The 23,800-nt window shown below is 60.9% G+C and carries 18 protein-coding genes and 1 other annotated feature; of the genes, 7 read left to right on the forward strand and 11 right to left on the reverse strand.

The genetic code is table 11. The features are described from left to right. The first annotated feature begins 239 nt into the window (after positions 1 to 239). Entirely contained in the window at positions 240 to 2,483 is a 2,244-nt protein-coding gene (locus tag ACSQ20_RS26055; RefSeq protein ID WP_436025608.1) for a hypothetical protein, read from the forward strand. Here the strand turns inward: ACSQ20_RS26055 and ACSQ20_RS26060 are convergent. Then, the gene (locus tag ACSQ20_RS26060) at positions 2,461 to 3,750 is read right to left on the reverse strand and encodes an MFS transporter (protein ID WP_436025610.1); all 1,290 of its coding nucleotides are present in this window, start codon (positions 3,748 to 3,750) and stop codon (positions 2,461 to 2,463) included. The two genes, ACSQ20_RS26055 and ACSQ20_RS26060, sit on opposite strands and share 23 nt — an antisense overlap. 141 nt (positions 3,751 to 3,891) lie before the next feature. On the opposite strand from ACSQ20_RS26060, the gene ACSQ20_RS26065 reads away from it, so the two are divergent. Next, positions 3,892 to 4,809 carry a LysR substrate-binding domain-containing protein gene (locus ACSQ20_RS26065; protein ID WP_436025612.1) on the forward strand — a complete coding sequence of 306 codons (918 nt, stop codon included), beginning with the start codon at positions 3,892 to 3,894 and terminating at the stop codon, positions 4,807 to 4,809. Positions 4,810 to 4,873: 64 nt separating this feature from the next. Here ACSQ20_RS26065 and ACSQ20_RS26070 read toward each other — a convergent pair whose 3' ends face one another. From ACSQ20_RS26070 to ACSQ20_RS26095, 6 genes are all read right to left on the reverse strand, one after another. Then, positions 4,874 to 5,086 carry a DUF1059 domain-containing protein gene (locus ACSQ20_RS26070; protein ID WP_436025614.1) on the reverse strand — a complete coding sequence of 71 codons (213 nt, stop codon included), beginning with the start codon at positions 5,084 to 5,086 and terminating at the stop codon, positions 4,874 to 4,876. A 57-nt stretch (positions 5,087 to 5,143) separates the two neighbouring features. Then, the gene (locus ACSQ20_RS26075) at positions 5,144 to 6,535 is read right to left on the reverse strand and encodes an FAD-binding oxidoreductase (protein WP_436025616.1); all 1,392 of its coding nucleotides are present in this window, start codon (positions 6,533 to 6,535) and stop codon (positions 5,144 to 5,146) included. Between the two features lie 146 nt (positions 6,536 to 6,681). Further along, the gene (locus ACSQ20_RS26080) at positions 6,682 to 8,079 is read right to left on the reverse strand and encodes an MFS transporter (RefSeq protein ID WP_436025618.1); all 1,398 of its coding nucleotides are present in this window, start codon (positions 8,077 to 8,079) and stop codon (positions 6,682 to 6,684) included. 135 nt (positions 8,080 to 8,214) lie between these two features. Further along, positions 8,215 to 9,954, reverse strand: a complete 1,740-nt coding sequence (locus tag ACSQ20_RS26085; RefSeq protein WP_436025620.1) for a S53 family peptidase — start codon at positions 9,952 to 9,954, stop codon at positions 8,215 to 8,217. 163 nt (positions 9,955 to 10,117) lie between these two features. Then, positions 10,118 to 11,752 carry a S10 family peptidase gene (locus tag ACSQ20_RS26090; RefSeq protein WP_436025622.1) on the reverse strand — a complete coding sequence of 545 codons (1,635 nt, stop codon included), beginning with the start codon at positions 11,750 to 11,752 and terminating at the stop codon, positions 10,118 to 10,120. Positions 11,753 to 11,861: 109 nt separating this feature from the next. Further along, a complete protein-coding gene (locus ACSQ20_RS26095) occupies positions 11,862 to 13,076 on the reverse strand; it encodes an RNA-guided endonuclease InsQ/TnpB family protein (RefSeq protein ID WP_436025624.1) in 1,215 nt (404 codons plus the stop codon). A 22-nt stretch (positions 13,077 to 13,098) separates the two neighbouring features. On the opposite strand from ACSQ20_RS26095, the gene tnpA reads away from it, so the two are divergent. Both tnpA and ACSQ20_RS26105 read left to right on the forward strand, forming a co-directional pair. Continuing rightward, entirely contained in the window at positions 13,099 to 13,515 is a 417-nt protein-coding gene (gene tnpA / locus ACSQ20_RS26100) for an IS200/IS605 family transposase (protein ID WP_436025626.1), read from the forward strand. Between the two features lie 176 nt (positions 13,516 to 13,691). Next, a complete protein-coding gene (locus ACSQ20_RS26105; RefSeq protein WP_436025628.1) occupies positions 13,692 to 14,762 on the forward strand; it encodes an AI-2E family transporter in 1,071 nt (356 codons plus the stop codon). On the opposite strand, the gene ACSQ20_RS26110 is transcribed toward ACSQ20_RS26105, so the two are convergent. The 3 genes from ACSQ20_RS26110 to ltaE form a co-directional block, all read right to left on the reverse strand. Further along, the gene (locus ACSQ20_RS26110) at positions 14,704 to 15,858 is read right to left on the reverse strand and encodes a VOC family protein (RefSeq protein ID WP_436025630.1); all 1,155 of its coding nucleotides are present in this window, start codon (positions 15,856 to 15,858) and stop codon (positions 14,704 to 14,706) included. The two genes, ACSQ20_RS26105 and ACSQ20_RS26110, sit on opposite strands and share 59 nt — an antisense overlap. Positions 15,859 to 16,009: 151 nt before the next feature. Next, the gene (locus ACSQ20_RS26115) at positions 16,010 to 16,795 is read right to left on the reverse strand and encodes an arylamine N-acetyltransferase family protein (protein ID WP_436025632.1); all 786 of its coding nucleotides are present in this window, start codon (positions 16,793 to 16,795) and stop codon (positions 16,010 to 16,012) included. Between the two features lie 16 nt (positions 16,796 to 16,811). Next, entirely contained in the window at positions 16,812 to 17,846 is a 1,035-nt protein-coding gene (gene ltaE / locus ACSQ20_RS26120; protein ID WP_436025634.1) for a low-specificity L-threonine aldolase, read from the reverse strand. A gap of 113 nt (positions 17,847 to 17,959) precedes the next feature. Between ltaE and ACSQ20_RS26125 the strand changes: the two genes are divergently transcribed. Both ACSQ20_RS26125 and ACSQ20_RS26130 read left to right on the forward strand, forming a co-directional pair. Next, positions 17,960 to 19,423 carry a PLP-dependent aminotransferase family protein gene (locus ACSQ20_RS26125; protein ID WP_436025636.1) on the forward strand — a complete coding sequence of 488 codons (1,464 nt, stop codon included), beginning with the start codon at positions 17,960 to 17,962 and terminating at the stop codon, positions 19,421 to 19,423. A gap of 259 nt (positions 19,424 to 19,682) precedes the next feature. After that, positions 19,683 to 20,369 carry a hypothetical protein gene (locus ACSQ20_RS26130; protein ID WP_436025638.1) on the forward strand — a complete coding sequence of 229 codons (687 nt, stop codon included), beginning with the start codon at positions 19,683 to 19,685 and terminating at the stop codon, positions 20,367 to 20,369. Here ACSQ20_RS26130 and ACSQ20_RS26135 read toward each other — a convergent pair. Further along, positions 20,366 to 21,597, reverse strand: a protein-coding gene (locus tag ACSQ20_RS26135) for an IS3 family transposase (protein ID WP_436025640.1) whose coding sequence is annotated in 2 segments (ribosomal slippage) — positions 20,366 to 21,309 and positions 21,309 to 21,597 — 1,233 coding nt in all. Because the reading frame shifts where the segments join, the coding sequence is not laid out codon by codon here. The genes ACSQ20_RS26130 and ACSQ20_RS26135 overlap by 4 nt on opposite strands. Further along, positions 21,203 to 21,319, reverse strand: a sequence feature (AL1L pseudoknot). Its footprint overlaps the gene before it by 117 nt. A gap of 256 nt (positions 21,598 to 21,853) precedes the next feature. Here ACSQ20_RS26135 and ACSQ20_RS26140 point away from each other — a divergent pair. After that, positions 21,854 to 23,767, forward strand: a complete 1,914-nt coding sequence (locus ACSQ20_RS26140; RefSeq protein WP_436025642.1) for an SMP-30/gluconolactonase/LRE family protein — start codon at positions 21,854 to 21,856, stop codon at positions 23,765 to 23,767. The last annotated feature ends 33 nt before the right edge of the window (positions 23,768 to 23,800 follow it).

Below are 23,800 nucleotides of genomic sequence, written 5' to 3' on the forward strand. Positions count from 1 at the left end.
CCCACCGCTGATTTCTTGCACTACGTAAAACGGTAATACTTGTGGCGTCGTAAGGGGTGATCCGCCCCATGCTGCAAGGCTTACCGTTTTACGCTCATTGGTTCACCGCGCGTCATTCGGTCTCATCGCCCTCGGCTATCGCACCGCTCGTTGTTCAAGCGGCGACCTGTGGCGGATCAAGACGAAAACGTTTGGCAGTCCTAAGTAATTAAAAAGGGACGCCATCACGCGAGAAGACCATGAAACAGTTGATTCGCTGCGCGAAGACGCGGCGCGGGGATGCTTTTGTCAAAAAATCGGCACGGCGGTTGGCCGCGTCGCTAGTCTTAATTTCAGCGCTGGTGCCCGCTACGGCGTTTGCGCAAGTCTCGTCGTTGAAGTACACGACTTCCTGGATCGGCAACACCTTCGGCTTTGGCGACGGTAAGTGGGTACAGCTCGATGTCGAAGCCATGGCTGTCGGACAGGACGGCACCATCTATACCAATGCGCCGTGGGACGAAAGCGGTAGCGAAATCAGCGCTTACAAGGCGGGCTCTAAAGTCGCCTATGCCGGCCAGACGCATGGCTGGGGCAACACGGGCGGCGACGCAATTGCGGTCAACGCAACTTATCTTTATGCCGCGGTCTCGCTTGGCAATCAGAACGGCACGCTTGTCGGCAGCGGCTATCCGCCCAATGGGTCGACCTGGTTCGGCATTACGCGGCGCAGCGTCGCGAACATTGCCCAAGGTGCGCCGTTCACGGGGGGCATCGGCAATCTGCCCAATCCCGCCAAGAACAGCTTGTTGCTTCTGAACACGGTGCCAAACGGCACCGACGCAGGTGTTCGCGGTTTGGCTGCGACGAACACTGAGCTTTATGTGGCAAACACGTACACGAATCAGATCCAGGTTTTCGATGCGAACACCATGGCACCGGTGCGCGCCTGGGGGGTGCCGTCGCCGGGACGCATTCTTATCGATGCCGACGGTTCGCTGTGGGTGGTTCAAGGGCTCAAGGCAACGACAGGCCCGACCGTGAATCACTACTCGGCCACCGGCACCCTATTGTCGGGCGCTATCACGTTGCCGCATGGCGCCGTGCCTGTCGATCTGGCCATCGCGCCGTCGGGACAACTGCTGATCGCAGATGGCGGCCGCTCGCAACAAATTCTCGTCTATAACAAGACCACATCGGGCGGGGCGCAAGCCGCAACCGGCATGGGTGCGCAAGGCGGTATTTTCGCGGCCACACCTGGAATGCCTGGCAACTGGCGCTTCAATGGCATGACTGGCATCGGGTTCGACAAGAGCGGTAATTTTTATGTCGCGCAAAACGGCTTTGGCCCGCGCGCATTCGGTTCGGGCGAAACGGGCGAAGGTACCGTGCTCGAAAGCTACAACTGGTGGACCAAGGCGTTGAACTGGCGCCTGCAAGGTTTGCTCTTCGTCGACGGTGCAGCAATTGATCCCGCTTCGCCGAATGATGTCTTTAGCGGCTCGAAGCATTTCAAGCTGAACTATGCCGCGGGCCCGGGGCAGGAGTGGAGCTACGCGGGCTTCACGCTGAACCGCTTCCGCTATCCCGACGATCCCGCATTCCATACCACGCGCAACGTACGGGGCCAGCCGCTCGTACGGCGCATCAACGGCGCGCGCTACCTGTACACGCAGGACATGTACTCGCATTACCTGAGCATCTACCGCTTCAATGCGTCGACCGACGGTGAAGTCGCGATCCCATCCGGCCTGCTCTCGCAAAACCCGATACCGGGCACGTGGCCGGTGGGGCAGCCCACCTATGGCGAATGGATGTGGCGTGATCAGAGCGGCGATGGCGCGGTGCAGGCGACCGAGATCCAGTCGAACAAGGCCACGGGCAACAGCGTCTATAACGGCTACTGGTGGGTTGACGATGCGGCTAACGTGTGGCTTGCAACCGCGGGCAGCGGGATTCGCGAGATGCCGCTGCAGGGTATCGACTCGGTTGGCAATCCTATCTATCAGTACAGCACGGCCAAAGTGTTTCCGATGCCGCAACCGTTCACGCGGATTGCGCGGATTTCCTACGACTCGTCGAGCGACACGATGTACATCTCGGGCTACACGAGCACGGCGCCGTATGTCTCGGCGAATTGGAAGTCGATTGGCCGCGTGCTGGCTCGTTACAACAACTGGAGCTCCGGCTCGCCAAGCTTGCAATACGTGATTCCGCTCGCGTTCGATCCGACGCGTAACCCGCCGGTGTTTCCTGTCAGTCTCGCGCATGCCGGCAACTATGTGTTCGCGGCGGAAGGCGTGACGGCCAAGCTCGATATCTACGATGCCCGTACCGGCCAGGAAGTCGGCGTGTTGGCTCCCGGTGCGACTGTCGGCAACACGAGTGGCTGGATCGATACGCAAATGGGCATCAGTGCCACGGTGTTGCCGAGCGGCGAATACGCCATCCTGGCCGAAGAGGATGCGCGCGCGAAAGTGCTCATGTATCGCTGGACGCCGTGACGTTCGCTTGCATGCGCGGTGCGGGCCGGGGAAAGAACGGATAAACGATGCAGGCGACGGCGCCTGCCGTCAGCCACACTCCGGCCCACGACACTGCCAACAGCAAATGGGCAATCGCAATCGGGGCAACGAACAGGCCCGCATAGACGACCGTATTCGCCATGCCCAATGCGGTGCCCGCGCGAGCGGGGCCGGCCAGCGTGGCGAGTTCGGCATAGGCCACGCCATGCCATGCCGACACGCCGATACCGGCAATGACGACCATCGCGACGACGACCGCGACCGGTAGATAGCGGCCCGACTCGACTGCCGCCGCAAGCACGGCGAACGACGCCGCTGCCACGAGGGTCGAGCCGCGCAGATACGCGCGCCGGTTGCCGCGTCGATCCGTATACCGGCCGCTCCATACCCGCATCACCATCGCGCCGATCTGCACGGCGGCCATCGCGCAACTGATGCCCGCCGTGCCGAGTTTGCCGAAATCGTGCATGAAGACGGTGGCAAAAGTTAGGACTGCGAACTGTGGCAGACAGAGGATGCCGATGCCGATTGCCACGCGCCAAATCTGCCAGTCCGCCAGCGGGTCGCGTTGTGGTTTCGGTGCGGCGCCGCTGCGCACGCGTGTTTGCCCCGGCGAATGCAACCACCACCATGCCAGTACGGCGGATACCAGGCACATGATGCCGAGCGCACCATAAACGGCCGCGAAGCCGTGTGTCGATGCGAGCCACGGCAACAGCAACGCACCCATGCCGCCGCCAAGCGGCACAGCGGTTTGCCGAATGCTCATGGCCAGACCGCGCTCATCGTCACCGAACCAGCTCATGATCGCGCGTCCGCTTGAACCATTGACGCTGCCGCCGAACAGTCCGACGACGGCAAGCGCTGCCGTCAGCAGCAACAGCGCCGGCACGGCATGCCCGGATGGCACGGCAAACACCATCATCAAAAACAGCGCGAAGGCGGTCGCGGCGAGCCCCGTCAATAGCACCGGGCGATCGCCGAAGCGATCAGTCGCGACGCCCCACGGCAGTTCGGAAAGCGCAAGGCCGAGACCCATCGACCCGAGCACGAGACCGAGTTGCGGGTTGGTCAGGTGGTAGTCGGCGCGCATCCATACCGCCGTCGTCGGAATGCCAGCCGCAGCTGCTGAAAAACTCGCGTTGGCGGCGACGCCCGCGCCCAACACCTTCCATCGATGTGAAGCGGTAAAGCCGTTGACCGCTTGCCGCTGCGTTATCGCGAGAGCTTGCGTGTTCGTGTCCATCCGATTGCGCTCCATCAAGGTTTGTCTGCTTATCTGTTTGACGGGTGCAGTGTCCCACTCTATGATCATCTCGAAAATCGGAAATTTTTGAATCAATCATCCTGAAAAACAGGATGATTGGACAGGGGCAACGAGGCAACGATGAGCCAGATAAACTTTGATGTGGCTGCTTTGCGCAGCTTTGTGGTGGGCATGGAACTCGGCAGCTTTGCGAAGGCGGCCGACCGCGTGGGCCGATCGACCTCGGCAGTCAGCGCGCAGATTCGCAAGCTCGAAGAGCAAACCGGCACGCCGCTTTTTCGCAAGGCGGGCCGCGGTTTAGCACTGACCGATGCGGGCGACGTGCTGTTGCGCTACGCGCGTCGGCTCGTCGAGTTGAACGACGAAGCCATTGCAGCCGCACGGAGTACCGATCTCGAAGGCTGGGTCCGGCTCGGCCTGCAGGAGGATTTCGGCGAAGCGTTGTTGCCGGGTGTGCTGGGCCGGTTCGCGCGTGCGAATCCGAAGGTCCGCATCGAAGCGCGTGTCGCACGCAACACCGACCTGATTGCGCGGCTTACCGCCGGCGAACTCGATCTTGCGCTGATCTGGGATGACGTCGATGCCGGATCGCTTGCACGGCGTGCCGGCGGCACGAGCATCCAAGTTGCCGAGCCGATGATTCGCTGGATCGGTTCGGACGCCTTGCAGTGGCGCGCCGGGACAGGCGAGCCACTGCCGCTCGTGCTGTTCGACGGCCCGTGCATGCTTTGCAGCATTGCAACCGCTGCGCTCGATCGAGCCGGAATCGCATGGCGCATCGCGTTGACGAGCCCGAGTCTCGCAGGCCTGTGGGCCGCGGCCTCAGCGGGCCTCGGCGTAACGGTCCGCACATCATACGGGCTGCCATCGGGGCTGCACATGCTGGACGCTGAAACCTACGGCTTGCCGAACCTGCCGAGCTTGCCGCTCGCGCTGGTACGTTCAGTGGCCGCGCCTGCGCCGCCCATCGAGCGGCTCGCATCGATTCTGCTGGATGCGGTGCGCGGCTATGCGAGCCCGCTTAGCTTGGCGGCTTGACATTACGGGTGCGTATGCATCTACGTCAGCGTTTGACAAGTCGTTAGGACTGCCAAGTAAATCGTCACGCGGGGCGCGCGCGTTCGACCGGGGGCGTCCCATCGTGAAAGAGCGTTGTCAATTGCGCCCGCAATTCCGGCGAATCCACGTGATGGTGTATCGACACGGCATGCTGCACGGCGGCTTCGACGAGTTCCTGCTCGGAATCGGCCGATAGCGCCACGGTGCAGTTCATCTCGCTTGGGAACTCGCGGCAGTCGATGTATTTGCGTGTCATGGCATGGCTCCTCATTAAAGGTTGGATGATGGCGCTGCATCGCGCCGGCGCCCGCGGCTAGTGCGCCGAAGGCTGGATGTTCTGATTGTGTCGAAAGAGATTGTCCGGGTCGTACCGTGTCTTGACGGCAACGAGCCGCTCATAGTTCGGACCGTACGCAGCGCCAATGCGCGCGGTTTCGTCCCGCGTCAGGAAATTCACGTAGACGCTGCCGAGTGCGAACGGTGCCGACGCCGCGAAGTACGCGCGCGCCCACTCGATACAGCGCGCGTCGTCTTCGGCTTCGCTCCAGCGCGCATGCACGTTCATCACGTATTGCGCGTCGCGGCCGCAATAGGCTGTCGCATCCACGGGCACATCAAACGTCTTGCCGCCGATCTGCCCGAAAAAAATTTCGCATTGGGGTGACGGCAGACATTCGAGCGCTGCTAGCGCCGCATCGAGCAGGCCGTCCGGCAACGTGTCGAAGTTGTGTGATTTCCAGTAGTTTCGCGCGCCGGGAGCGAGCAGCGGATCGAATGCCTTTTGCCACACGGCATACGGCATTGGGCCCAGGTGCTCGCCGTACGGCTCGCCGAAGGTGCGTACGATCTCCACGGCGCTTGGCGCGTTTTCGAGCGGGCCCGCGTAACACGTTGCGAAGACCACCACCGGTTTGCCGTGGACCTCGGTTGGTAGAAATGGCAAGGGTGGCGCAAGCCGCAGTACGGTCCAGACCGAAAGGTCATTCGGCATTTCACGGGTTGCCGCACGATACTTCGCGAGCGCATCCTTTGCCGCTGCGATCGGTAATACCACGAGGCCGCCATACACCTGCGGGCCGACGTGATGCAGTTGGAACTCGAACATCGTGACCACGCCGAAGTTGCCGCCCCCACCGCGAATGGCCCAAAAAAGGTCTTCGTTCGTATTTGCGCTGGCGTGCACGAGCTTGCCGTCCGCAGTGACGATGTCCGCCGACAGCAGATTGTCGACCGACATGCCGTACTGGCGGCTCAGCCATCCGAATCCGCCGCCAAGCGTAAGCCCGGCCACACCGGTCGTGGAGTTGATGCCGAGCGGCGTCGCGAGCCCGAACGCCTGCGTTTCATGATCGAATTCTCCGAGCGTGACGCCGGGCTCGGCATAGGCGCGGCACGAACGCGGGTCGACGCGCACCGATTTCATCGGCGACAGGTCGATCACGAGACCGCCATCGCAGATGGCACTGCCGGCAATGTTATGGCCACCACCGCGCACTGCAAGGAGCAATCCGTGATCGCGCGCAACGTCTACAGCACGCATGACATCGGCGACACCGGCGCAACGGACGATGACGGCCGGTCTGAGGTCGATCATCGCGTTCCAGATGTGGCGTGCCTCCTCGTAACCCGGCTCACCGGGTTGCAATACCTGCCCGCGGATCGAGCCTTTCAGGTCATCGATCGCATGATTTGCCGCATTGTTCACGGAAGGCCTCCGCGCACGGGTGAGCACAAGCCGAAGATCAACTCATGCCATTTGTCGTAGGGATGAAAGACACTTGAAAGATTTCGCTCTGACTCAGTAATAGAACGTGCGGCGCCTGCACAGAAAGAACGTAAACCCGTAGTCGGTTAGCCGCGCGAGCCGCGCGCGATTTCGTCGCCGGCATTCGGTGCAAGCCGGCGCGTGATCGGAATGGAGCCGAACGAGAAGAGGCCGACCACGACAAACGCGGGCCAGAAGTCCGACCAGGTCGCATGGGTATGGCCATGCGCCGCGCGCGCGATCTGCAACACGATGCCGCCAACGGTTACACCGAGGCCAAGCGACATTTGCTGCACGACGCTGCCGAGACTCGTCGCGCGGCCGACGTCGCGGCTTGCGATATCGGCGTAGATCATCGAATTGAGGCTCGTGAATTGGAGCGCGGGAAAAAAGCCGCCGAGCAGCACGACGATCCAGATCAGCCAGACAGGCGTGCCGGGAAAGAAGGTGCCATACGCGGCAATCGCAATGCCGGCAAACACGGCGTTGTAGATCAGCACGGTTCGAAAACCGAAGGTTCGGAGTGCTAACGATGTGAGCGAGCGCATGAACATGCTGCCGAAGGCCGAGGCGCAGGTAATGAGGCCCGATTGAAACGCCGACATGCCGAGTCCTTCCTGCAGTGCGAGCGGCAGCAAAAACGGGACGGCACCGAGCCCGATGCGAAACATCGAACCGCCGAGCACACTCGCCCGAAAAGTCGGTATCCGCAAGAAGCGCAACTCGAGCACGGGCCGCGCGGCACGCTGCGCATACAGCACATACAAGACGACGAGCAGCACACCGGTCAGACACATTTCATACGCGGTGCGATCGGCAATCAGCTCGCTGCCCACGAGCGACATGCCGAGCAGCAGGAGCGATGCACCCAACGCCGACAGGACGAAGCCGATCCAATCGAGCGGCCCGGGATGCGCTTCATGCGTGTTGGCGATGTAACGATTCGTCAGGTATATGCCGAGTATGCCGATCGGCGCGTTGATGAAAAAGATCAGTCGCCAGTGCAGATAAGTGGTGATGAACCCCCCCAGCAGCGGCGCGGCAGCCGGTGCGAACATCGCCGGCAGACTCAGATAGTTCATCGCCCGCACGAACTCGCTCTTCGGCACCGAGCGAAAAATAATGATGCGTCCGACAGGCACCATCATCGCGCCGCCGATGCCTTGCAAAAACCGGGCGAGCGTAAATAGCGGCAGTGAGCGCGACGCCGCGCACAACAACGAGCCCGCGATGAAAATGCAGATGGCCGTGCGAAACACCGTGCGCGCACCGAACCGGTCGGCCAGCCAGCCACAGATCGGAATAAAAACGCCGAGGCCAACGACATAGCTCGTAATAGCCACTTTCAACGCGATCGGATCGACGCCGAAATCGCGAGCCATCGAAGGAAGCGCAGTGACGATGATGTTGGCGTCGGCGCTTTCCATAAACATCGCGCAGGCGACGATGAGCGGTGAAATAAACGGTGTGATGGCGAGCGGCATGGACCAAGCAGCGCTTTTGCGGCAGCGGGCGCAAAGGGCAAATTATGCGCCCACTTTGCCACGAGCGTGCGTAGCAGTGCGCAACCGTACGCTCAAATTGGTTGCGCACGCAACTAGATCGTTGCTGCGTTCCGGCTAGCGCGCGAACGGATGGCTCTTGACGTAGGCGGCAAGCTTCGCCATGTCGAAGCTGCCCCAGCCGGTGGGATAATCCCAGCCGCGGCGCGCTCGATAGCCATATCGGCCATAACCGTTGTTGCCCGAGGTTACGTCATGGACGAGCGAGGGCGTCGATGCGACGGCCGCATAGATGCTGGACGCGGGAAAGCCGAGTGAGTTGCCGTTCGCGGATTGCAGTCTTGCCATGAAGCCGACGAAAAGCGGCGATGACAGGCTCGTGCCGCCCACTTGCATCGACTGGCCCGCCGCGTAGATGATGGCGCCCGTGCTTTGCGCGCCGTCGAATGAGACATCGGGCACGGCGCGGCCGGTGGGAGCCGGGCTGATATTGAGCGAATGCTGCCACGACGGCTTCGGCAAATAGGCGCTAAAGCCGCCCGTCGATGCCCACAGCTTGCCGTTTTGATCGAGGCCTTCGTTCCAGACCGTCTCGTTGGCATAGCCGCCGCTGCTGTTGGTGTAAAGCGTCGTGCCGCCCACTGCAATCACGTTCGGCGAAGACGCGGGCCAGGACAGCGAGTATGTGCTGCCGTCGGGATAGCCGCGGTTGTTGCATTCATAGGCTCCTTCATCGCCCGACGACACTGAAAACGTCTGGCCTTGCGCCACCGCCGCGGTGAAGATCTGCTCCTCGGCGGCAACGGTTCCGTCCGAATAGGCGTCTGCTTCGCACCAGCCTAGCGAAACGTTGATGAGCCTGACGCGGTTGTCGGTCACCGCCTGATTGAATGCCTGAGTAAGCCCGCTATTACCGGAGGCGGCGAGGTCGGCGGCATAGAAGACTAATTCCTTGATTTCGCCGCCAGCCGCACCGACGATGCTTTGGCTGTCGAGGTCCCACTCGACTTGTCCCTCTTGATCATCGCTATAGTCGCCGCCGGGGTTGCCGGTGCGCACCGTCGACGCCTTGATCGTGGGCAGGTTGTTCATGCTGGTGAAGTGGGCGAGGTCGTCGCTGGCTTGCGCGGCGCCGCCGATGGTAATGATGCCGACGCTCGTTTGCGCAGCCGTCGGCAAATCGCTTGCGTGATAGAGCGCGGCGAACTCGAGCGGGGCATGGCCTTGCTCGACGCCGGCTGCAGCGCTTTTCGGCGCGGTCCGCGGCCCGGGGCGCGCCATCGTGTGAGCGCGCGTCACATTTTGCAGCCCGAGCACCGATAACACCGAATCGCTCAATGTATCGGGTACTTGCGCGGGCGCGGCATTGGCATGCATCAGACGGCCGTTCCGGCTAATGTGCGTGAGCGGTGTGTTGAACGCTGCCTTGACTGTGCCGGCCGTGCCGTCGGCCGAAATCAGCATCCGGTTCTTGGACACCTCGATATTGACGAACCCGTTTTGCCGCAAATAGGCGACTACGCGCTCGACTTGCCGCGCTGTTGGCGCAAACTTTTCGAGGAACACTTCCGGTGTTAGAAATTGGTGATAACTCGGCTCCGAGGGTCTCGTCACCGCGGCAGCGAGGTCTCTTAACTTGCCGAAGTCCCGGACTTTCATGCTGACGACAACATGTGCGGGTTCGCCTGCAGCGGCTTCGAGCTGCGGGCGCTCGGCGAACGCGCGCAGTTGCGTCGATGTCAGGAACGCGTGCGTTGCGGTGGGGACCCATCTCGTGGTCGCGTTTGCAGCATACGTGGGTAGTGCGGCGACGGCGAGCGGTATGGCGAGCAGTGCCGCTTTCAATGTCGATTTCAATTAGAACTCCTAATGAGTTATAAAACTCAATGAACTCTTGAGTGCTTTTACCGTAAGAGACAAAGGCGCGCGCGTATAGCTGTCAGGTATAAGAGGGGAAGTGATTTGTTATGTCGAGCAAAGCGCATTTTTTCGAACGTATAAATCGTATGTTTGATACGTTCTATCGCTGTACTGATCGCGTCGCCGCGTCGTAGAAGTGGGCGAGGTCTGCTTTAAGCGCCTGCAGCGCGGCATCGTCCACATAGATCATGTGCCCGCTTGCGTAATGGGTGATTGTGATATTTGCACGCAACGTCGAATCGAGGCCCATGTGGGCGAGGTCGTATTCGGTTGAGAAGAACGGCGTGGCTACATCGAAATAACCGTTTGCCGAAAACACGCGAAGCTGCGGATTTTGCCGCATTGCCTCCGCCAGGTCGCCCGCCGGGTAGGGCAATTCGAGACTCTCGCCCCACCATTCGTGGTGCTTCCAAACCCACGAGTCGAGCACGGTGTCGCTAAAGACGCGGTAGGACAAGGACACTTGATAGCGCAGATCGTGCGCAAGGTGGTCATGAAACGCGGCATCGAACGCGCTCGTAATATATTTTTCCGAAGCATCGTAATCGCTTGAGTCCGATGCAGGGTCCGACTCGATGCCTTCGAAGCGGCCATCGTAACGCCCCACGCTGCGTGCTTCGTCGCGCAGCAGTTGCTTGCGAAAATGCGAAGGTCGAATGCGCAGGTGCGAGGCAATCACATAGCGTTCGTCAAGGCCGGTGTAGCGAGCGACCTGTGCGGCAATGGCATTACGCTCGTTATCGGGCAATGCATCGCCTTTTGCCAACGCGCTCTTGTAGGGGCCGGCCGCGAAGCTGCGGACCTCGTCGAGAAACGCGGGCAGATCGGGCGGACGCGGTTCGCCGAGTTTGTGGTGATACCAGGCGACGGCCGCATACGAAGGCAAGTAACCCACGTCCGCGAGATCGTAGCCGGGCGCGTGCACATAGGCGTTGAGCACCGAGGAAAGCAGCGCGACACCATTGAGCGCGATCTGCTGTTGTCCGAGCCGGTATGCAAGCATGGCCGCGCGCGATGCGCCGTACGATTCGCCAAGCAGAAATTTCGGCGAATTCCAGCGCTGGTTGACGCTCAGATAACGCTCGATGAAGCGAACGAACGCATCGAGGTCACCGTCGACGCTGTAAAAGCGTTTGCCTGATGTGTTTCCTGCCGGCCTGGAAAAGCCCGTGCCGACCGCGTCGACGAAGACGAGGTCCGTTTTGTCGAGCAGACTGTCGGGGTTGTCCGCAAGCGTGTACGGTGCCGGTGGGGTGGCCGCCGGGCTTTGCGTCTGTACCCGTTTCGGCCCGAGCGAGCCGATCAGTAAAAACATGCTGCCGGCACCGGGGCCGCCGTTGAACAGAAATGTGAGCGGGCGCGGCGCGCCATGGTGGGGCTGCACGGTATAGGCCACATAGAACATGCTGGCGTCGGGCTCGCCTTTGGCGTTGCGCAGCAGCAGCGTGCCGGCCGTGGCGGTGTATCTCAAACGTTCGTTGCCGATGCGTGCCGTATGTTCCGTTACGCTCGCTGTTTCCTTCTCGACTATGGTTTGCGTGGCGCGCGCCGGCGTGGGCGCTGCTGCTGCCGATGCCTCCGCCGTCTCCGATGCTGTCATGGATGCATGCGGATCGTCCTGCGCAAGCGCCGCGAGCGGCGTCAGCGTCGAGAGAGTAAGCGCCGCGACGATTGCGGCGACGGGGCATGCCGGCGAGCGTAAGCGAAAGCGAAAGCGCATGAGCGTCCAGAGCATTTCGTGACCGAGCCTTCGATATAGTCGGCGCAATTCGCTTCGAGTGCAATGTACAGTTGACAACCTCCCCTCCCTAAAGGTCCCTAAAAGGGAGGGGATTCCTACGGCGTTATGCGATGAGTTGCGTAGTCGCTTCGGTGGGTTCCTGCTTCGTCGGGTGGCCTGAGCGCGCCATCCCTCCACAGGCAAGCACGGCATGTCCCGCCGCTAAAATGTTGATCGCGCCGACGTGATCGGCATTTGCTTCGTGACCGCACGCGACGCATTTGAACTGCGCTTGCGTTTTGCGATTGTCGGCCGATATGTGCCCGCAGCAAGGGCATGTGCGGCTGGTATTGCGCGGCGCGATGGCAACAAAGTAGCCGCCGTTCCACGTCGTTTTGTACTCAAGCTGGCGGCGAAACTCGCCCCAGCCTTGGTCCAAGATGGCCTTGTTCAAGCCTGACTTCTGGCGAACATTGCGCCCCGGCGCATCGACCGTGCCGCTGGCCGACTTGCTCATGTTGCTGACTTTCAAATCCTCGACAGCGACCATTGCGTGGTTTTTGCTGATCGTGTGGGGGGCTTTGTGCAGAAAGTCTTGGCGGGCGTCGGCGATGCGCGCGTGGATACGCTGCACGTGAGCCTTCGCCTTCTTCCAGTTGTTGCTGAACTTCACTTTGCGCGACATGCGGCGCTGATACTTCGCAAGGCGCTGTTCGTGTTTCTTGAAACTTGCCAACGGCGCGATGAATGTGCCGTCGCTCAGGGTCGCGAAGCGGGCGATGCCTACGTCAATGCCGACGGATGAACCTTGCGCAATGGGCTGTTCGACGTCGCGCTTGGTAAGAACTGAGACGAACCACTTCCCGGCGCGCAGCGAAATCGTTGCGCGACGCACTTCGCCGAGTGGCACGCGGCTGTTGCGGTAGCGCAGCCAGCCGAGCTTCGGGACGCAAATGCGTCCGTTCTCGCTGTCGACCTTGATCTGCTTGGCGTCCGGGTAGCGAAACGAATCGCCCATACCCTTACGCTTAAAGCGCGGGAAGTCCGCGCGCTTCTGAAAGAAATTGACGAACGCGCGCTCCAAGTCTTTCAGCGCCTGTTGCGACGTATGGACCGGAGCATCTTTGAGCCACGGCGTGTCGTTGCTGCCGCGCCACACGGTCAGATGCTTCGCCATTGCGACGTAGTTGATGAACTTGCCACCCGCCGCATGGGTTTCTTTCTGCAACGCCAACGCCTTGTTATAGACGAACCGGCACGCGCCTGCAAACTGGCGCATCTTGCGCTGTTGTTCGCCATTGGGCATCAGCTCGAATTTGAAGGCTTGGAGACGTTCCATAGGCAATAGTATAATTTGGTCTATGAGCGAAGATAACGAGATTAGACGAGGACGTCACTGTGTTTTCCGGATGCATGTGCATTTGGTCTTCATGACTAAATGCAGGCACGGTGTATTCACAAGCGAGATTCTTGGCGATTTGCACACCTTATTCGCAGGCGTGTGCGCTGACTTCGAGGCCGAACTGGTGGAGTTCGATGGAGACGATGACCACGTACACCTGCTGGTGAACTATCCACCCAAAGTCGCGGTTTCGGCACTTGTGAATAGCCTAAAGGGCGTCTCCAGTCGCATGATCCGCAAGAAGAACTACCCGAGCATCCGCAAAAAACTGTGGGGCGGCGCGCTGTGGTCGCCGTCCTACTTCGCCGGAAGCTGCGGCGGCGCACCTATCGAGATCATCCGCCAGTACATCGAACAGCAGCAGACGCCCCACTGACCGCCGAAAGGACGCCTACGGCATCCGCGCTATCCTTCCCCCGTCCCGTAGGACGGGGTTTGCCGCGCCTCCGATCATTCGCGCGCAGCCCAATACACTGCCGGTTGCGGTTCGATCCTATAACATGTGGGCTGCTTTTCACCGTCGGCCAACCGTCCGTTGCGAGTGCACCTGACATGCCATCCCTTCCTCCCGCCTCACCCGTGCGACCCGAGAAGCGCAAAGCGCAACGCGTTGCCTGGTTAGCGCTGAACGTCGTTCTGATCGGGTTGGCGCTTTGGATCATCCGCGAGTTCATCGTACCGACCATCTGGGCTGGGGTCATCACGATCGCGCTTTGGCCTGCGCTGCTGCGCTTGACCGGCCCCGGGCACGATACGCGCAGCGCCACACTGATCGCGTTTGGGCTGACGTTCGTGGTTGGGCTCTTCGTTGCGCTGCCGATCTTGTTCGTGGTCGTGCAAACGCTACGCGAGGCCCACGATCTGCTGGCTTGGTTCAAGGCGGTCGAGGCGAACGGTATTCCCGTGCCCGACGTGTTGCCGCGCTTGCCGTTGGGTGCACAGTTGATCGACTGGTGGCAAACCAACCTCGCCCATCCTTTGCACAGTTCGCCGGCCGTGGTGGGTATGAACGGAACGAGCACCGTCGCCACCGTCAGCCGCCATTTCGGCCTCGTCGCTTTGCGCAGTTTCGTGCACTTCGGCTTTATGCTGCTGGTTTTGTTCGTACTCCTAAGGACTGGGCCGCGTCTTGCCGATCAGTCGCTGCGGGCCGTACGACGTTTGTTCGGCGCGGCGGGCGCAAAGCTTGCGGCAAACATGGCCGCGGCCGTGCGCGGCACAGTGACCGGCTTGGTCGTCGTAGGGCTCGGCGAGGGGTTGTTGATCGGCAGTGCGTATGAGGTGGCAGGGCTGCCGCGCGCGGGCGCATTCGGTCTTCTAACCGCGATTGCGGCCATGTTGCCGTTTTGTGCGCCAATCGTCTTTTGCGTGGCGGCGTTATGGTTGTTCAGCCAGGGCGAGACAGGCGGCGCGATCACCGTGCTGGCCACCGGGACCATCGTCGTGTTCGTGGCTGAGCATTTCGTGCGCCCGATGATGATCGGCAACACCACGCGGCTGCCGTTTTTGCTCGTGTTGTTCGGCATTCTCGGCGGCGCGCAAACCTTCGGTCTCGTCGGAATTTTTATCGGACCGTCATTGATGACGGCGCTAGCGGTGATGTGGCGCGAGGCGGCACGTTAGGCACATTAGGCACGGCGTTCGCGGCCCGCATCTTGTTTTCGGCCGCTGAGAACAGGTCTTTGATGTTGCCGGCGCCGAACCCCTGCGAGCCTTTGCGCTCGATGAATTCGAAGAACAGGCTAGCCGTATCGCCACCGAACGGCGTGACGAACGCCTGCGCGAGTTGACCATCGCCGTCTTCGTCGAGCATCACGCTCGATTCGCTCGCCATCGGTAACGCGCTCACGTCGGTCAAGCGGCGCGCCATCGATACATACACCTCCTCCGGAGGCCTAAGAAAATGAAAGGCCGTGCCTCGCAAACGCCGGGCGAACCCGTAGATATCGCTCACGCCAAAGGCGATGTGTTGCACGCCGGCGCCGTGCTTATCGACGAACGCGTCAATGTGGCTGTGTCGGCTGTGCGGCAGCGCGCTATTGAGCACATAGGTGATCGCGCCATTGCGCGATCGCAGCACGCGCGTGGCAAGGCCGAAGCCGCCCGTTTCGATGATGTCGACATAGACTGTCGAAAACCCGAATGCGCTGCGTAAAAACTCGGCTGCGACATCGAGTTGGTGCAGCGGCAAGCAAAACGCGACGTGATCGACGCTCGACAGCACCGCATCGATCGCGATTGCACCGCATTCGCACGGTGCGCTCGAATTCGCGCTGGTGGGGGGACGCCGCTGAATCAGCGTATGCGGTGGCAGGCCTATCGGTTGCAGCCGGGCCATGCGGATCTCGTTGCCGTGCGGCTCCTGCAACACGGTGGCGCCGTAGCATCGCGCCTTGCGGTAGGTCTCGTCGAAGTCGTCGGTCGCAATGGCAATATCGTGAACGGCTACTTCAACGCCGGCACCGCAACCATTCATTTGCGCAGCGGCGTCCTCGATCGTCAGACGCGTATTGCCGATGGCGAACTCGACACCATCGTCGGCAAGGTTCGATGCGCGGCGCGCCTCGAGCCCGAACAACGCGCGCAGATGGTCGGCTGTTTGATGGGGAACGGCTGATCGCAATGTGATTCGCTCGCAGTGCACGTTGCCTCCGCTTGAATCGGGTTGCACGGCCCCCGCAGCGAGGCGCACGATTCGTGCGCCCGCGACCGTTGTCATCGACGATGGGATTCAATTTGCATCGATGCTAACGGCAGCAGGAATCGGTACCATGCGACATGCGAAGCAACATAGCGAAACGCGAAACGGCGCACGAAATGATGCTCAAGAAAGCGATGTCCGCCGGTTCACGCGCTCAATGGAATCTAGATTACTGCGGCATGACAAGGCCGAATTCGCGCAGCAGCACGGCTTCGCGCTCGTCCTGTGCTATGGCGCACTGCTCGGTGCGGCCACGTGCAATCACCTTGAACGTATTGTCGAACAGGATCTTGCGCCCTTCATCGGTTTGCTGAACGACTACGAGGTGCTGTACAAAGATTGCATCGGGATGCGTGGAGTTCAGATGGTTGGCCGGCACAAAGTCGATCCATTCCTGTGAAGAAAGATCGAATTCATATTGATTGACCCACGTGCCATCTACAATGGTTCGTAGTAGATGGACTCCCTCGTCGGCTTGCACGAGCGAATAAGTATCGTAATCCTGACGTATCTCCACGCCCAATGTGTCGAGGCTGAGCGGCGCGCGAATTCCATGGCTACCGAAGCCGAGGTCGCAGAGCCAACGCTTGCCGTCGAGCGTCAGCGCGAGCACCATATGGGTTTTCGGCCGTCTCGTGGGATAGGTCCTCGGCCGCGCGGCAACCAGTTGGTATGGCACGCCAAGCGCCTGCATCGCCATTGCGAAGAGCCCGTTGACCTCATAGCAATAGCCGCCGCGCCGGCGATACACAATCTTTTCGACAATCTCTTCCGGCACGAGCGAGACAATCTTGCCGGCCTGCACGTCGAGATTCTCGAACGGCACTGTGCGTAGCTGCCGTTGCATGATCGCGGTGACGGTCGCAATATCGGCGTTTATTTCTCCCGCATAGCCGATGCGTTCGAAATAATCGCGCAAAGAAAAGTTGTTGGCTTGCTCGATGATCGGCACCACTTTTCATCTCCTTTGATCACGCTTGCCGAGCGAAGAAATCCTGAGCGGTGGCAAGCGCATATTCGATTGCGCGTTCATCGACATCGAGATGCGTGACCCATCGTTGGCGCGTTGCGCCGTAGGCCGACGTAATGCCGATGCCATGTTGCTCGAGGTGCGCCGCAAACGCATTCGCGTAACGTTGCTCGACGTCGACGAACACGATGTTGGTGTCGGGCGCGACCACACTGAGCCCGGGCAATGCATGAAGGCCCTCGGCGAGGGCACGTGCGTTCGCATGATCGTCGGCAAGCCGCGTCACGTTGTGCTCGAGCGCATAGAGGCCGGCGGCCGCGAGAATGCCGACTTGCCGCAGGCCGCCGCCCAGCATCTTGCGCAGACGGCGCCCTTTGGCAATCAGCGCTGCTGTGCCGACAAGCACCGATCCGACCGGTGCGCCGAGCCCTTTCGACAGGCAGACCGATACGGTATCAAACGGGTGCGCCAGCGTCGCCACCGGTTGACCGAGCGCGACGGCCGCGTTAAACACGCGTGCGCCGTCGAGATGGCATGCCAACCCATGGCGGCGCGCGAGCGCCGTGGCCTGCTCGACATAGGCTAGCGGCAAAATTTTGCCCCCGAACGTGTTTTCGAGTGCGAGTAGACGCGTGCGCGCGAAGTGCGGATCGTCCGCCTTGATCGCCGCTTCGATTTGCGCGAGGGCGAGCGTGCCGTCGGGCTGGTGCTCGATCGGCTGCGGCTGAATACTGCCCAGCACTGCTGCGCCGCCTGCTTCCCAGCGGTAGCAATGGGCCTGCTGCCCCACGATGTATTCATCGCCGCGCTCGCAATGCGCCATCAGCGCTACCAGATTCGATTGCGTGCCCGAGGGCACAAAAAGGCCGGCTTCCTTGCCGAGCCACTCGGCCAGGCGTTGTTCGAGACGCTTGACGGTTGGATCGTCGCCGAAAACGTCGTCGCCTACTTCCGCTTGCGCCATGGCAGCGCGCATCGCTGCCGTGGGGCGGGTGACGGTATCGCTACGAAAGTCGTATTGCAGTGCTGCGCTCATCAGCTATTTCTCCTCGAAGTGCGCTCATAGTGGCATGTCGTACACGCCCGACCTATACACAACACGGGCAAATCTGTTACATAACAGATTCTGCGTAACGACGAATGAGGATCATGCGCACGCCCGAGGCTGAACTACCGCTTTATCGACGTCTTGCGCAGCGGCTTTGGGACGACATCGATCAAGCAGGACTGGTCGAGGGCAGCCGCTTGCCGTCGGTGCGCAGGCTCGCATTGCAGCATGGCGTGAGCCTGACGACGGCGTTGCAGGCGCTGCGCTGGCTCGAGACACAAGGACGCATCGAGGCGCGTCCGCGTGCCGGCTATTTCGTGGCAAAACGCGCCAAGCGCACGAAGCGCTCGATGGCGGGGCGCGACGATGCTTCCGCAACGTCCCATTGGACCGGGCCCGTGCCGATAGTGGACGAGCAGACGCGAGATCATCTCGCGATGGTCGGGGAGCCCTGCGCGGTGCAGCTCGACCTTGCATCGGGCGAGCCAACGCTATATCCCGTTGAGCGGCTCGGCGTGCTGCTGCGCCGGCTCGCATATCAGCATCGCGACCTCGTCGGTTCGCACGTGCGCGGTGCCGGGCACCCCGGGCTGCGCGGTGAAATCGCGCGACGCGCGCTGCAATATGCATGCGCGCTCGATCCCGAGGAGATCGTCGTCACCAACGGCTGCGTCGAGGCGCTGAATCTCGCGCTGCGCGCAGTGGCGCGGCCCGGTGCCGTCGTCGCGGTGGAGTCGCCGACTTACTTCGTACTCCTACAGATGTTGCGAGCACTCGAGATGACGGCTTATCCGATTCCATGTCGGCCGGTGACCGGCATGGACCTCGACGCGCTCGAAAGCGCGTTGCGTACGGTGCCGATCAAAGCAGTCGTGACCATCGCAAATGCGAACAATCCGATGGGCAGCGTGACGAGCGATGCGGCCAAGCGTGCGCTTGCGCGCATGGCGAGCGAGCATGGCGTGCCGCTGATCGAAGATGACATCTTCGGGGACCTTTGTTTCGGCGATGCTCGTGCGGCGCCGGTTCGTGCGTTTGATTCTGACGGCAACGTTTTGCTGTGTGGCGGGTTTTCGAAAAGTTTGTGTCCGGGCTTGCGGCTCGGATGGATTGCGGCAGGCCGTTATACGGAGCGTGTGAAGGCGCTCAAGTACACGACCAGCATGGCGACGGCCGAGCTGCAGCAGGCCGCTGTTGCCGAAATGCTGGCGAGCGGCGGCTACGCGTTGCATTTGCGGCGATTGAAGGCTGCGCTTGATGGACAGCAACGGGCTATGCGCGATGCCGTGTTGCGCTATTTTCCGGCGGGCACCGTGGTCACCGATCCCGCCGGCGGGTTTGTGCTTTGGGTGAAGCTGCCCGAAGCCGGCGGACGCCGGGCCAGTACACGAGTGCTCTTCGAGCAGGCGCGAGCAGAAGGAATCGGCTTTGCGCCGGGGCATCTATTTGGATCGGGCAGCGAGTTCGACGATTGTTTGCGGTTGAACGCGGGGTATCGATGGAGCGATACGCTCGAGGCGGCGATTAAGCGGCTCGGTGTATTGGCGAGCGGGGCGCTTGGCTGATTAATACCGAGGAAAGGCCAACGGCTGGAACGCGTTCCTATAGAACATCAGTACGGACATCCGATCGAGTCTTCGCGCGGCATGTGAAGCGCATGTGTTGATACGGCTACAGTGCCGCATCTCCTCATTCATGTCAGTGCCGAATCCGATGTTCCCCGACCGCATCAGGCCAGCAGGTTCTTTTCATTATTTGTCGCCCGAAAGCGATGCCCCGCCTCGGGCCGGACGACCGGATCCTAGATTTGCTCCGCCCTCGCCGATGATGCTGGATGCGCTGGGGCAGTTGGCCCGCTTGCCCTACACGAGGGCGTTGTTTCGCAAGGCCGACGGCGCAGGCCCCGAACTGTCTGCGCCGCAGCAGCAACTTCGGCTAACCATGCAGGCGCGCAATGTCGGCCGTCGACCCGAGTCTGAACAGATCACGGCTTTCAATGATGTTCTCGGTGCAATTTACCAGTTGCCTAGGCAGGATCGGTGGCATCCGCTCGAATGTCTTGCCAAGCAAATAAGTGCGTTACCGGAAGTGCCGAGCGGGGCCCGTGACGCGGCATTCAGAAGTGTCGCTAATGCAATTGACAGGCTATTAGCCAAGCATCGGGTCGCTCCGCTGACCGCACTCGCAAGCCAAGTCAGTAGTCTTCCCAAGGATGAGCGATTGAGTGTGGTCGATCGTGTGATCGAGCAGGCTGGCGAGTTGTACGACGAACACGCGTCGGACGTACTTTCAGCGCTTGTCCGTGATTTCCGCGGATCAAGACAGGCCATGCTGGGATTGTTCGAGCGAGTTGAAGGCGCAGCTACGTCGTTGGAGGCTGATCATCGCGCCGGGCCGATCATGGCACTTGCCGAGAAACTCGTGAAATTGTCCCAAGCCAAGCGTCCGCATGCAGCTGTCCGCTTGATCGATTTGAACCGCCCCGGGAATCGTGGAGGCTGGTTGGTTTAAGTTAATGCTGGCTCAGCGGCAGGTATTTCAAGTTGCCGATGGTAGTTTGCCTCAGCTTCAGCGGGCGGGATATAGCCGAGAGGTTCCATCAGCCGATGGTGATTGAACCAGGCGACCCATTCCAGCGTTGCCAGTTCGACGGACTCCCGCGTTTTCCAGGTGCGCCGATGAATCAGTTCAGCCTTGTACAAGCCGTTGATCGTTTCGGCCAGCGCGTTGTCGTAGCTGTCGCCTCGGCTGCCGACCGATGGTTCGATGCCCGCTTCGGCCAACCGCTCGCTGTAGCGAATGCTCACGTATTGGGACCCTCTATCCGAGTGGTGTATCAGCGTTCCGTCGCCGCCAGGTCGCCGCGCGTAAAGCGCCTGTTCAAGTGCGTCCAAGACGAAGTCTGTAGTCATCGAGGAGCTGACGCGCCAGCCGACGATGCGACGGGCGAACACGTCGATCACGAAGGCCACATAAAGCCAGCCCTGCCACGTCGAAACGTAGGTGAAGTCCGAAACCCAGAGCTGGTTCGGCCGGTCAGCCTTGAACTGGCGATTGACCCGATCCAGCGGACGAGGAGCTGTGGCGTCGGGCGTGGTCGTGCGAACACGCTTGCCACGCATCACGCCGCGCAAACCCAGTTGCTTCATCAGCCGTTCGACGGTGCAACGCGCTACCTCGATGCGCTCCCGGTTCATCTGCTTCCAGACTTTATCCGCACCATAGACTTGCATGTTGGCCTGCCAGACACGCTTGATCTCGGACCGCAGACGTTCATCGCGTATCGCACGGGCGCAGCGGCGCGACGGATCGCGCAGCTGCGCAGCGTGGCGCCGGTAGCCCGACGGGGCAATCTGCAAAACCTTGCAGATCGGCTCGACCCCGAAGGTATCGCGATGCTGATCGACGAAGGCCTTCAGGACTTCAGACGGCGGTCGAGCTCCGCCTGGGCGAAAAATGCGCTCGCCAGCTTCAGGATTTCATTGGCACGGCGCAGTTCCTTAACCTCACGCTCCAGTGCCTTGAGGCGCTCACGTTCCGACGTGGTGACGCCCTCACGTTCACCGCTATCGACTTCTTCTCGCTTGACCCATCCCAACAGCGTCTGGCTCGTACAGCCGATCTTGGGTGCGATGGATTCAATCGCGGCCCACTGCGAGGGATACTCGCCCCGATGCTCTTGCACCATGCGCACAGCACGTTCGCGCACTTCAGCAGAAAACTTGTTCGACTTGTTCATAGCTCCATTGTCTCAAGAGTTGGAGCCTCCACCAAATCCGGGGCGGTTCATTCTTGATGATCGCGGTCGCCTGTAGGCCTGTGACACGGTAAGGCCAGCGTGCATCGTCATGCTTTCGCCGCAGGGCCTTGTCTTGATGAAATCGATCGTCCTGCCTCGAGCAAAGAATCGTCGTTTTAATTCTGAGGATTTTTGAAGAAATTCTCATCGATATGATGTGGAGCCTACCCGCTCCGCATCATAGAAAACGACGCATATGCTCAAGACAAAGATTCGGATGGCGCTCTTCGGCGTCATCATCGCGATTGCTGCCCCATCGTGTAGCGCAGGATATACCACCGACTGGCTGGCAAATTCTTACGGCTCGCTTGCCGGTCATGTCGGCAACGCTGCGCGCTCGATGTGGGTCGCCCCCGAGGGCACGGTCTATACAGCTTCGATGTGGGATGAGAGCGCAGGTGGAATCGGCATCTACCGCGACGGTAAAACGGTCGGATCGATCGGTCATCACAGCGAGGTTCAAGGCGGGGCGATAACGGGCAATGCCACTTCGATCTTTGCCGAAGTGCAGTCGAGTGCGCGCGGCGGCAGTGGAGCGGTGGGGCGCTACGATCGCAAAACGGGCGTGCGCGACCGGTTTTTTCAAGTCAGCAATGCGAGCGTCGGCGTGCATGCGGACCGGATCACCGGTCTCGCCACGTCGAATTCGTTAGTCTATGCGAGCGATTTTCCCGGCAGTCGCGTCCGTATCTATACCACCGACGGAATATGGCAACACGATATTAACGTCAGTGACCCAGGTGCGCTGGCAGCCGACGCCCGCGGCAACGTTTGGGTCGCACGAAAAGACGAGGGTGAAATCGTCGAGTTCAGCGCGTCCGGGCGCCAAATGAAGACCATACGTATGCCAGAAGGGTCTCGGCCCTCGGCGCTCTATTGGGATGCGGCGGAGAATCAGCTGCTTGTCGGCGATGAAGGCCCGGACTTGAATATCAAGCAATATGCGTTTTCTGGCGGGCATCCCCGACTCGCGGGTTCATTCGGTGTGCGGGGCGGCTACCTCGATACAACGACAGGCATCAAAGGGCAAACGAGCGATAAGCGCTTCACGCGCATTGTAGGCATCGGACGCGATGCAGCCGGCAATCTCTATGTTCTCAACAACCCGTGGGGCAGGGGATGGGATCTCGCCCGCACGGGGGGGACCGATATCTATGCGTATGACGGGACCGGCCGACTACGATGGAACCTGCATTCGTTGAATTTCGAAGCCGTTGCGGCGCCGGACCCAGGTAACGATGGTACCGATTTCTATAGCGGCACGAACATCTATCGCGGCACCGCGGGCGGGATCTTGTTTGCCAACACGGTCGATCCGTTCGAGTTTCCCTCCGACCCGCGCCTGGACCCCGTACAACGCGGGGAGCATTTTGGCCAAGTGGCCCGCGTGGGGGGAAATCTGATTCTGGTAGCAACAGATCAGAACCCCAGAACGTTCCATTTCTTTCATTTCAACGCGGCGCACGGTTATATCGCCGTACCGGACGGCTCGTTGCCGGGCGCGTTGTTCGATACCGTTCTCCAAGTTACCGGCGGCTTTTGCTTGGACAGCAAAGGGGACGTATGGGCAGTGCTGGACAAGACCAATGCGATCTCCCATTACCCGCTGCGCGGCTTCGACGCGGATGGCAAGCCGAGGTGGGGCTCGCCCGACATCACCCCAATTCCGGCCAACGTTCGCCCAGTCGTGCGGATGGTCTATTTGCCCGAGAGCGACACGATGATCCTTGCGCAGGGAAGCGGCAGTCTGCTCGACTGGACGCAGATGAATACGCGCATCTCGATCTTCCACGGTTGGCGTGCCGGGAACACGGATGCGCCGAATCCGGTCATCGAGCTCGACAACGCCAGCGCCAAGTCGATCGCGGCCGCCGGAGACTACCTCTTTGTCGGCTATGTTCATACGGTGCCGAACATCGACATATTCAGCCTGAGCGGCGGCAATCATGTAGAGACGTTGATCAATAGCAGCGAAGGCAAGATCGAAGTCGGCAACGACGTCGATTCGATGTACGGTTTGCGAGCCTACCGGCGAACGAACGGGGAATATCTGATCACCAAGGATAACTACAACGAGTCCAACGTCGTCGTTTATCGCTGGCGGCCTTGAGCGATATCCAGTGCAATGCGGCGCGTAGTGGAA

It is taken from the genome of Trinickia sp. LjRoot230, from assembly GCF_964253315.1.
In the GTDB taxonomy this organism is placed as follows: domain Bacteria; phylum Pseudomonadota; class Gammaproteobacteria; order Burkholderiales; family Burkholderiaceae; genus Trinickia.

What these genes read in the sequence shown, in the direction of transcription:
- ACSQ20_RS26055 (WP_436025608.1), top strand. Translation starts at nt 240, where the DNA reads ATGAAACAGTTGATTCGCTGCGCGAAGACGCGGCGCGGGGATGCTTTT.
- ACSQ20_RS26060 (WP_436025610.1), bottom strand. Translation starts at nt 3,750, where the DNA reads ATGGACACGAACACGCAAGCTCTCGCGATAACGCAGCGGCAAGCGGTC.
- ACSQ20_RS26065 (WP_436025612.1), top strand. Translation starts at nt 3,892, where the DNA reads ATGAGCCAGATAAACTTTGATGTGGCTGCTTTGCGCAGCTTTGTGGTG.
- ACSQ20_RS26070 (WP_436025614.1), bottom strand. Translation starts at nt 5,086, where the DNA reads ATGACACGCAAATACATCGACTGCCGCGAGTTCCCAAGCGAGATGAAC.
- ACSQ20_RS26080 (WP_436025618.1), bottom strand. Translation starts at nt 8,079, where the DNA reads ATGCCGCTCGCCATCACACCGTTTATTTCACCGCTCATCGTCGCCTGC.
- ACSQ20_RS26090 (WP_436025622.1), bottom strand. Translation starts at nt 11,752, where the DNA reads ATGCTCTGGACGCTCATGCGCTTTCGCTTTCGCTTACGCTCGCCGGCA.
- ACSQ20_RS26095 (WP_436025624.1), bottom strand. Translation starts at nt 13,076, where the DNA reads ATGGAACGTCTCCAAGCCTTCAAATTCGAGCTGATGCCCAATGGCGAA.
- tnpA (WP_436025626.1), top strand. Translation starts at nt 13,099, where the DNA reads ATGAGCGAAGATAACGAGATTAGACGAGGACGTCACTGTGTTTTCCGG.
- ACSQ20_RS26105 (WP_436025628.1), top strand. Translation starts at nt 13,692, where the DNA reads ATGCCATCCCTTCCTCCCGCCTCACCCGTGCGACCCGAGAAGCGCAAA.
- ACSQ20_RS26110 (WP_436025630.1), bottom strand. Translation starts at nt 15,858, where the DNA reads ATGACAACGGTCGCGGGCGCACGAATCGTGCGCCTCGCTGCGGGGGCC.
- ltaE (WP_436025634.1), bottom strand. Translation starts at nt 17,846, where the DNA reads ATGAGCGCAGCACTGCAATACGACTTTCGTAGCGATACCGTCACCCGC.
- ACSQ20_RS26125 (WP_436025636.1), top strand. Translation starts at nt 17,960, where the DNA reads ATGCGCACGCCCGAGGCTGAACTACCGCTTTATCGACGTCTTGCGCAG.
- ACSQ20_RS26130 (WP_436025638.1), top strand. Translation starts at nt 19,683, where the DNA reads ATGATGCTGGATGCGCTGGGGCAGTTGGCCCGCTTGCCCTACACGAGG.
- ACSQ20_RS26140 (WP_436025642.1), top strand. Translation starts at nt 21,854, where the DNA reads ATGCTCAAGACAAAGATTCGGATGGCGCTCTTCGGCGTCATCATCGCG.